The 8,057-nt window shown below is 72.2% G+C and carries 8 protein-coding genes; 2 read left to right on the forward strand and 6 right to left on the reverse strand.

The features are described 5' to 3' along the window. The 6 genes from FF041_RS29285 to FF041_RS29310 form a co-directional block, all read right to left on the reverse strand. Window positions 1–654, reverse strand: a 654-nt coding sequence (locus FF041_RS29285; RefSeq protein ID WP_228388707.1) for an amino acid permease, incomplete at its 3' end; no start/stop codon positions are given. A 346-nt stretch (window positions 655–1,000) separates the two neighbouring features. Then, complete coding sequence (locus FF041_RS29290) at window positions 1,001–1,567, reverse strand: TetR/AcrR family transcriptional regulator (RefSeq protein ID WP_323393036.1); 567 nt, start codon at window positions 1,565–1,567, stop codon at window positions 1,001–1,003. Then, a complete protein-coding gene (locus FF041_RS29295; RefSeq protein ID WP_153525598.1) occupies window positions 1,564–2,670 on the reverse strand; it encodes a saccharopine dehydrogenase family protein in 1,107 nt (368 codons plus the stop codon). Before FF041_RS29295 ends, FF041_RS29290 begins: the two co-directional genes overlap by 4 nt. Window positions 2,671–2,710: 40 nt before the next feature. Then, a complete protein-coding gene (locus FF041_RS29300; protein ID WP_323393037.1) occupies window positions 2,711–3,034 on the reverse strand; it encodes a nuclear transport factor 2 family protein in 324 nt (107 codons plus the stop codon). A 427-nt stretch (window positions 3,035–3,461) separates the two neighbouring features. Further along, window positions 3,462–4,103: a GAP family protein gene (locus FF041_RS29305; protein ID WP_323393039.1), complete on the reverse strand. Its 642-nt coding sequence runs from the start codon at window positions 4,101–4,103 to the stop codon at window positions 3,462–3,464. 617 nt (window positions 4,104–4,720) lie between these two features. Next, on the reverse strand, window positions 4,721–5,905 hold the full coding sequence (locus FF041_RS29310) for a serine hydrolase domain-containing protein (RefSeq protein WP_153525599.1): 1,185 nt from the start codon (window positions 5,903–5,905) through the stop codon (window positions 4,721–4,723). A gap of 687 nt (window positions 5,906–6,592) precedes the next feature. On the opposite strand from FF041_RS29310, the gene sigJ reads away from it, so the two are divergent. Next, window positions 6,593–7,465, forward strand: a complete 873-nt coding sequence (sigJ, locus tag FF041_RS29315; RefSeq protein WP_323393041.1) for an RNA polymerase sigma factor SigJ — start codon at window positions 6,593–6,595, stop codon at window positions 7,463–7,465. A gap of 62 nt (window positions 7,466–7,527) precedes the next feature. After that, window positions 7,528–8,057 (forward strand): FAD-dependent oxidoreductase (locus FF041_RS29320; protein WP_194292215.1); only part of this gene is annotated, 530 nt, incomplete at its 3' end.

An 8,057-nucleotide genomic window follows, 5' to 3' on the forward strand; every position in this document is an offset into this window, starting at 1 on the left:
GGCGAAGCTGAACAGCACGATGGACATGACCAGCCAGATGGCGAGGGTGCCCTCGGGCAGAAAGCCTCCGTGCGAGGTCCAGTTCGACACCCCGGTCGCGGGCATCTCCGGGAGGCCGAAGACGATCAGTACGACACCGATGACGATGAAGGCGACGACGGCGAACGCCTTGATCGCGCTGAGGACCGACTCGGTGGAGCCGAAGTTCTTCACCCCGGCCGTGTTGACGGCGGTGACGGCCCCGGCGAAGACCACGACGGCCAGCCACAGGGGCACATCGGGCCACCAGAACCGCAGATAGATGGCGGCGGCGACCACCTCGCTGCCGATGCCGACGATGAGCGCGAGCCAGTAGATCCACCGCACCGAGAACCCGGCGAACGGGCCGAGATAGCGGGCGGCGATGGTGCCGAAGGACCCCTGGACGGGCAGGGCGCTGACCATCTCGCCGAGGGCGAAGGCCACGGTCAGCGCGATCAGGGCGCCGGCGGCGTAGCTGATGAGGACGGCGGGCCCCGCGACGGAGATGGCGGCTCCGGCGCCGAGGAACAGTCCCGTGCCGAGCGCGGAGCCGAGCCCCAGAAGGGCCATCTGACGCCGCCCGAGCCCCCGGCGCAGACCGCCGCCCGTTGTCATCTGTCTGTCCGTACCCATGTCACTCATGTCACTGCTCGTGTCCGTACTCATGCCAGCACGTCCATGGCGAGAACGCGGGTGCGGTCCGGCGCCGCCCAGTTCGCTGAAGCTCGTGGAGAGGGGCGAGAGCCCGACGCATATGCCGCCGGGGGACCGGAAGTAGATGATAACGCCCTGGTCGATGAGGAGGTCGGCGCTGTCCTCGGCCCGGGGCGGGGGACATCGACATGACCGCCGGCCCGGGGATCGGCTGCCGCGGCCCGGCGGCGGGCCCGCCGCCGGGCACACATCGGACGGCGCGAGCGCGGACGGGTCCCGGCCCGACCGCGGAGGCCGCGCGCCGGATACGCGGTGAACCCGCCGCTCACCCCCCGGTGAGAATCCCGAGGGCGGTACGCGAGAGCAGCGCGTCCGTTGCGGCGGACGGGGTGCCCGCCACTCCGGAGCGCATCAGGGAGCCGCCCTCGATCAGGGCGATGAACACCTCGGCGCGGGCCCGGTGTTCCTCCGGCGGGACGTCGGGGGCGTGGGTGCGGATGCGGTCGGTGAGCAGATCGGCGTACTGGCGGTAGAAGGCGCGGACGCGTACGGCGACGGCCTCGTCGCGCGCCGCCAGGGCCCACAGCTCGACGAAGACGCGCACCAGCTGGGCATCGGTCTGCTGAGCGAGCAGCAGAGCGACCAGTTCGTCCAGCCGTCCGTCCGGGACCGCCTCGGCGACCCGGTCCAGGGAGCGCTGGAGGATCCGGGCGAGCAGCTCGGCGACCAGAGCGTCCCGGGAGGGGAAGTAGTACTGGAGATGGCCGAGCCGGACGCCCGCCGCGTCCGCGACGGCGCGGAGGGACAGGGCCGTGTGCCCGCCGCCGACGAGGGTGGCCTCGGCGGCGTCGAGGAGGGCCGCCCGGCGCGCGGCGCCTTTGGCGGTGGTCACGCCGCCGCCGTGGAGGAAGCCGTGGCAGAGACCGCGGGCGAAGCCTCCACGCCGACCAGGACGCCCGCCGCCTCCAGCGCCGGCAGAACCGTGTCCGGCAGCGGATGCGAATCGGGGAAGGCGAGCCCGGCCGCCGCCGGTGCGCCGTCGTCGCCGAGTACGCGCCGCAGACCGAGGAGCCCGCCGACGGCGGTCATATGGGCCTGGCCGCGCGCGTCCGTCACGGTGGCGGTCAGGGAGCCCCCCGGTCCGCGCACCTCGACGCGGACGGTCGCCGTGCCGCCCTCGCCGGGCGAGTAGAGGAGACGGCGGCGCACGGACCGCCAGCGGTCGCCACGGGCGTGCCGGAAGAATCCGCTCCTGCCGAGGGCGATCAGGGTGGATGTGGAGGAGGTGCTGCTGAAGCCGATACGGGTGGTGACGGTACGGGCCCCCAGGGTCAGCGGCAGGGTGAACTGCTCGGGTGTGTCGATTCTGGCCACCTTGGTGCGGTGCCGGCCGATGGCGAGCGTACGGGTGCTCGTGAGCGGGCTCACCACCTCGCTCCGGCCGTCTTCGAGCACCTCGAAGTCGACCCCGAGCCGGTCCATGAACTCCACCGAGTCCGCCCCCGCCCGGTCGGCGAGGTCGTAGCGGATCGCGGTGTCGACGCTCTCCGCACCGCCCAGCCGGTGCGCCAGCGCGGCGGCGACCAGCGGGACCACCCCGCCCATCCAGCCGGATGAGAGCAGTACCGGACCAGTCGGCGAGGCGATCGACGCCAGCGCTGCCGCGCGCTGCATCCTGGCCGTCCAGCGGGTCACGTCCACATACGGGATCCCGCCGTTCAGGGCCGCCCGCAGCACCCGGTCGTCCGGGTCGTTCACCAGGCTCACCACGGCTCGTACGGAGGCGTGGAACGGCTCGGGGGCGGACAGGTCCCACCGGCGGGCCTCGGCGGAGACCTCGCGGCACAGCTCCGCCGCCTTCTCGGGCGAGCGCCCCGCGAGCAGCAGCGGCCACCGCCCCAGGGTCGCCCGCGCCAGTTCCGCGCCCACCGTCCCGTATCCGCCGACGAGCAGAACCGGGCCCTCGGGATCGTGCACCAACTGATCGATGTTCATGAGCACGACTATAGGTCATATGACCTATAACTGTGGACGCTCACGCCTGACCGGTCTCGAAACGGGTGATCGCGTCGCCGGAGACCGTGAACCTCCAGGCCGTGCGCATCTCTCCCCAGGTGTCGTTCCGGTACCGCGCGACCAGCGACAGTCCGTCCTCCGACTGCGACTCGACAGCCATGCGCGCGTGCGGGGCGAAGACCTCACGTTCGGTCCATTCGGCCGGATCACGGTCGCTGCCGTCGTCGGACATCGTCACGCCCGGGGCGAGGACGGCCTGGAAGCCCTCCCGGTCCCCCGCGTTCACGGCGGTGACGAAGGCGCGCACCGCGGGGTCGATGAGCTGGTCCACGGTGAGGGGCACGACGGTCTCCTTCGGGACGGGCGACGGCCGATGCCGGCGGCCTGTTCCATCCGTACACCGGCGGGCGCGTCCGCGCCCCCCGGGGCCCCGCACGAGGGGCCCAGGGCCGGCCGCGAACGGCACCGCCCACGACCCCCGGCATCGCGGATCGGTGCGGACGCCGCGGACGCGGGAAACCCGCGATCGGCCCCGGCGACGGCGGCGCAAGGCCGTGCGCGCGTGATCATTTCGCGTCGGCGCGCGGCGCCGCCTTCGTGTGACGATCCAGGGATCCGGGTCAGCGACTCGGTCAACTCGCGTGCTCGGCACGGCCGTTGAGGACGGCGGCCATGTCGCCGGGGCTGACGAACATCGAGGCTGCGCGCCTACGGAGCTCTGCCGTCGAGTCACAGCCCCCGCGCGGTCGGGAGCCGCTTCCGCAGCCTCATCAGACGAGCTGCGAGATGCTCTTACCGACCAGCCAGAAGCCAAGGGACAGCGACAGAACCACAACCGTACGGTCCTGATTGTCGTCCAACCAGTGGCGCAGCCGTTGAAGTCTCTCTCCCGCAGCTGTGGGGGCGAAGACGGCGTGGAGCTCCAGGGTGAGCTGGCTCGCCGTCGCCAGCAGGCAGAAGCCGAGCAGGACGAAGTAGGCGGCTACGCTGTCGAGCTCTGCCTCGACCACCGTGGCGGCGCCGGCGGCGACCAGCCCCCACGGCTGGAGCAGGATCGCGAGCCCGGCCGCCGTCCAGGAGCTGACGTCATGGAGCCGTGCCATCCATGCCGGGGTCTTGCGCGGACCTCCGGCCGCGCGCCGCTTGCGCTCGCCGTACACGATCAACCCGACGCCCACCGCGAGCTTGACGGCCACCGCCGCCGTCGATGAGGCCGTCCTGGGCGCAGGCGGCTGCCCACCGGTCAGCGACAGCACCGCGGCGATGACCGCCACCAGGCACGCCAGCCAGGCGAGGATGAAGGCAAGTGCCTTGCGTACGCCCCGATCCGAGGACAATACGAGGACGAAGGCGATCAGCGGGAACGGCTCCAAGGTGATGACCAGGCCGATCAAGAGCAGCTCAAGGACCACCGCAGGCTCCCGGGATCACCGTCGGAGCCGCAGGCCCCAGTCCGGCACGGGTCACCGGCGACATCGGACGCCTGCTGTTCCCCGCCGGGCCGCAGCGGTCGTGCGTGCGCCGACCACCACGGCGCCCCGACCGGACCGCCCTACCGGCATACGTATCGTCTCCTCCTCGGCGCAGCCGACCGGAAGGCGATTCACAGCGCCCTTGGCCGCGCACACGCAGCATCGCTCCGTATCGGGGCTGATGATTCGCGGCGGTCCGGCCATTCGGCCAACACCGTCCGAACGGCCCTGTGCCCCGGCGGCGATTCACCCGCTTGGCTCCCCTGCCGACCGGGATCGCGGGGTTTCTCCGCCCGGATCGAGCGCCTGGTGGCCGCAGAGGAGTTCATGAACGCGTAGCGCCCGGGCCCGGGGGCGGGACGGCCCGAGGAGCGTCGACCTGGTACCGCGCACGGTCGAACGGGCACCGCGCGCGACGGTTCGAGTCCTCGGGCCTCGTGGGGGCGCCCGGTCGCTGGTCGACCCGAGCCCCATCGGCTCACCGGCTCAGCGGCTCACCCCGGCCAAGGACTGCCGGGGACTGCCGGGGACGGAGCGCCGGTCGCTGCGGCCGGGCGTCATCCGCACAGGGCGGTGTCGAGGAGAGCGTCGATGTTCTCGCGGCCCTGCGGGCTGGGGGATCTGTCGGTGGTGGCGGCGATGGTGGCGGCGCGGCCGTCCTCGGTGACACCGGGGCGGGTCGTGTAGCCGGGGAGGTCGCCGCCATGGCCCCACCTCAGCCCGCCGCAGCTCAGCGGCGTACTGGTCACCCCCAGTCCGAACCGGGTGCCGGCCGCCCCGAAGTGGTCGGGAATCTCGACGGTGGTGCGCATCTGGTCGAGCTGTGCGGGCTTGAGGAGCTCGCCGCCGATCAGGGCGGTGAAGAAGCGGTTCAGGTCGCCGGGTGTGGAGACGATCTGTCCGGCGGCCCAGGCCCAGGAGGGGTCCATCTCGGTGAAGTCCTCCAGCGGGCCACCGGGCTTCACCGGGGAGTAGCCCTTGGGGTGGGCCTTTCGGATGCCCTGCTCGCCCACGCCGGGGAAATAGGTCTTGCGCAGTCCGGCGGGGACGATGATCCGCTGCGTGATCTGCTCGGCGAGCGGGCGGCCGGTGACCTTCTCGATGAGCAGGCCCGCCAGGACGGTGTTGGTGTTGCTGTACGACCAGTCCGTCCCGGGAGCGAAGAGCGCCTTGTGCGCCAGCGCCATGTCGATCAGCGTGCGGGGCTGGAGGTAGGTGTGCCGCTCCTCGGCGGGGTCGCCGAGGAAGTCGGTGTAGTTGGGCAGTCCGCTGGTGTGCTGGAGCAGTTGACGCACGGTGATGTCGTGGCCGTCGATGCCCTCGCCGCGGACCAGGTCCGGCAGGTACTTCTCGATGGGGGCGTCGAGACCGACCTTGCCCTCACCGACCAGTTGCAGGACGACTGTGGCGGTGAAGGCCTTGGTGTTGCTCCCCGCCCGCACCTGCCCGTCCACCGGCACCTTCGCCCCGGTCCTCAGGTCCGCGACCCCGGCGGTGTAGTTGCGGGTGCGTCCGTCGCGGCCGGCGACGGCGGCCAGGGCGGCAGGGTACTTGTCGTCCGCCACCAGGCGGTTCAGCCCCTTGCGCACCGCATCACCGGAGCCACCGGCCTGTGCCGACGACGCGGACAGTGTGCCGCCCACGGCCAGGGCGGTGGCCATCACCGCGACCATCGCGATCCGCCGCCGCCCGGTCGGCGACGAGGCGCGAACACGACGGAGCTGAAGCGAAGGAACAGGCATGGAGAACCCTCCTGGGGGCCGTTGGAAGATCCGGTTATCCGGATGGGTTCAGCCTGCGCGTTCAAGATCCACGGAGCTATCCGGGCAGGGGGCCCATGCGACGTGGGGATATCCCCCGGCCCTCCAGTCGTCGGCACAGGGCGCTGTCGCGCCGGCTGGGCGACGCCGGATCGTGACGGATCGGCGGCCTCCGGCGCCTCCGCTCCGGAAGACGCTCCCGGACGCTCCGAATGCCGCCACCCACACGGGTGGCGGGTGGCCAGGCTGTCCCGGCCGTGAGGAGACGGCCGCTGACACCCGGCAGCGAGGGGACCGACTCGGTGCGCCGCAACGCCGCCAGGACCATGGGCCGCTGATCGTCGTTCTCCGGCCAGACGACCGTTGACACGGGCGATCCGCCGGGCGGTTCTTGCAGCGTGTCGTCCGCCATGGGGGAGCGTGGCCAGGGGACGCCGGGATCCGCAGCCGGGTTTCGCCCCGTACCGCAGACGGCCTGGCACCACCGGCCGGCCGATCCGCCCCCCGGCACCGTGCCCACATCGGTCCCATGGACCGTGATGCCGGTCGGCTTGACCTCCTCGCTGTGAACTCACGGACACCGGCGTCGTGCTGAGGACCGTTCGGACCGGAGGCCGGTCTGTCTAGAATCGGAGACCGATCACGATCCGAGGGGCACGGAGGCCGAGGGTGGAGCTGACCGGCGCACTGACCGAGGCCGACTGGGAGTCGTACCGTCCCGCGGCCTTCGGGGCGGCCTACCGGATCCTCGGCACCGTGGCCGAGGCTGAGGACGTGACGCAGGAGGTCTGGTTGCGCGCCGCCGCGGCCGACCTGTCCGGGGTGCGGGATCTACGGGCCTGGCTGGTGACCCTGGCCGCCCGGACGTCCTACAACGTGCTGAAGTCGGCGCGCGTCCGGCGCGAGTCCTATGTCGGGCCCTGGCTGCCCGAACCGCTGCTGACCGGGCCCGACGCCGCCGCCCAGGTGCTCATGGACGAATCGGTGAGCACCGCGATGCTGGTGGTCATGGAGCGGCTCACCCCCGCCGAACGCGTCGCGCTGGTGCTGCACGACGTCTTCGACTTCCCGTTCGGCCGGATCGCCGAGGTCCTCGGCGGCACACCCGCCGCCGGCCGCAAGCTCGCCTCCCGCGCGCGGGCGCGGGTCGCCGCGGTCAAGGAGCGTCCCCGGGCGTCCAGGGCCGAGACCGAACGCGTGCTCAAGGCGTTCAAGGCAGCCGCCGACGCGGGGGACATGGCCGGGCTCGTCGAGCTGCTGCACCCCGATGCCGTCTATGTCGGCGACGGCGGCGGCAAGGTGACCGCCGCGCGCAGGCCCGTCCGGGGCGCCGCCCCGATCGCCCTGCTGGCGGTCAGGCTGATCGAGATCAGCCGCCCCGACGCGTTCCAGATCATCGAGGTGAACGGGCACCCGGCCCTGGCGACCTACCGCGGCGGCGAGCTGGTCTGGCTCGACACCGTGGAGATCGCCGACGGGCGGATCACGGCGTTCAGGAGACTGGCCAATCCCGAGAAGTTCGCTCACATCGGTCACATCTGAACCCGCCGTCTTGTCTCCCTGCCGAACCCCCCGATCCCCGGGGGCGGAGAGAGGACGACACGATGGCGCACGTTGTGATCATCGGAGGCGGTTTCGCGGGCGTGTGGAGCGCGGCGGGAGCGGCGCTGGCACGCGCGGACGCGGACCTGCGCATCACGCTCATCGCGCCGAACGAGCACATGGTGCTGCGACCGCGCCTGTACGAGCCGGAGCCGGACCTGGCCAAGGTGGCGCTCGGCAGGATCCTTGAGCCGATCGGCGTCGAGCATCTGCGGGCCTCGGTGACCACGATCGACACCGACCGCCGCGTGGTGGTGGCCGCCGGCGAGGAGATCGGCTACGACCGCCTGGTGCTGGCGGCGGGCAGCAAGCTCGTTCAGCCCCAGGGCCTGCCCGGCGCTGAACGGCTCTTCGACATCGACACCCTGGACGGGGCCCGGCGGCTCACCGGCCATCTACGCGACCGGAAGGACTACTCCGCCGTCGTCGTCGGCGCCGGGTTCGTCGGTCTGGAGGCCGCGACCGAACTGGCCGCCCGGGGGCGGGTGCTGCTGGTGGACCGGTCGGAGGCGGTCGGAGACCAGCTCGGCCC

The organism is Streptomyces jumonjinensis, from assembly GCF_009600885.1.
In the GTDB taxonomy this organism is placed as follows: Bacteria; Actinomycetota; Actinomycetes; order Streptomycetales; family Streptomycetaceae; genus Streptomyces; species Streptomyces jumonjinensis.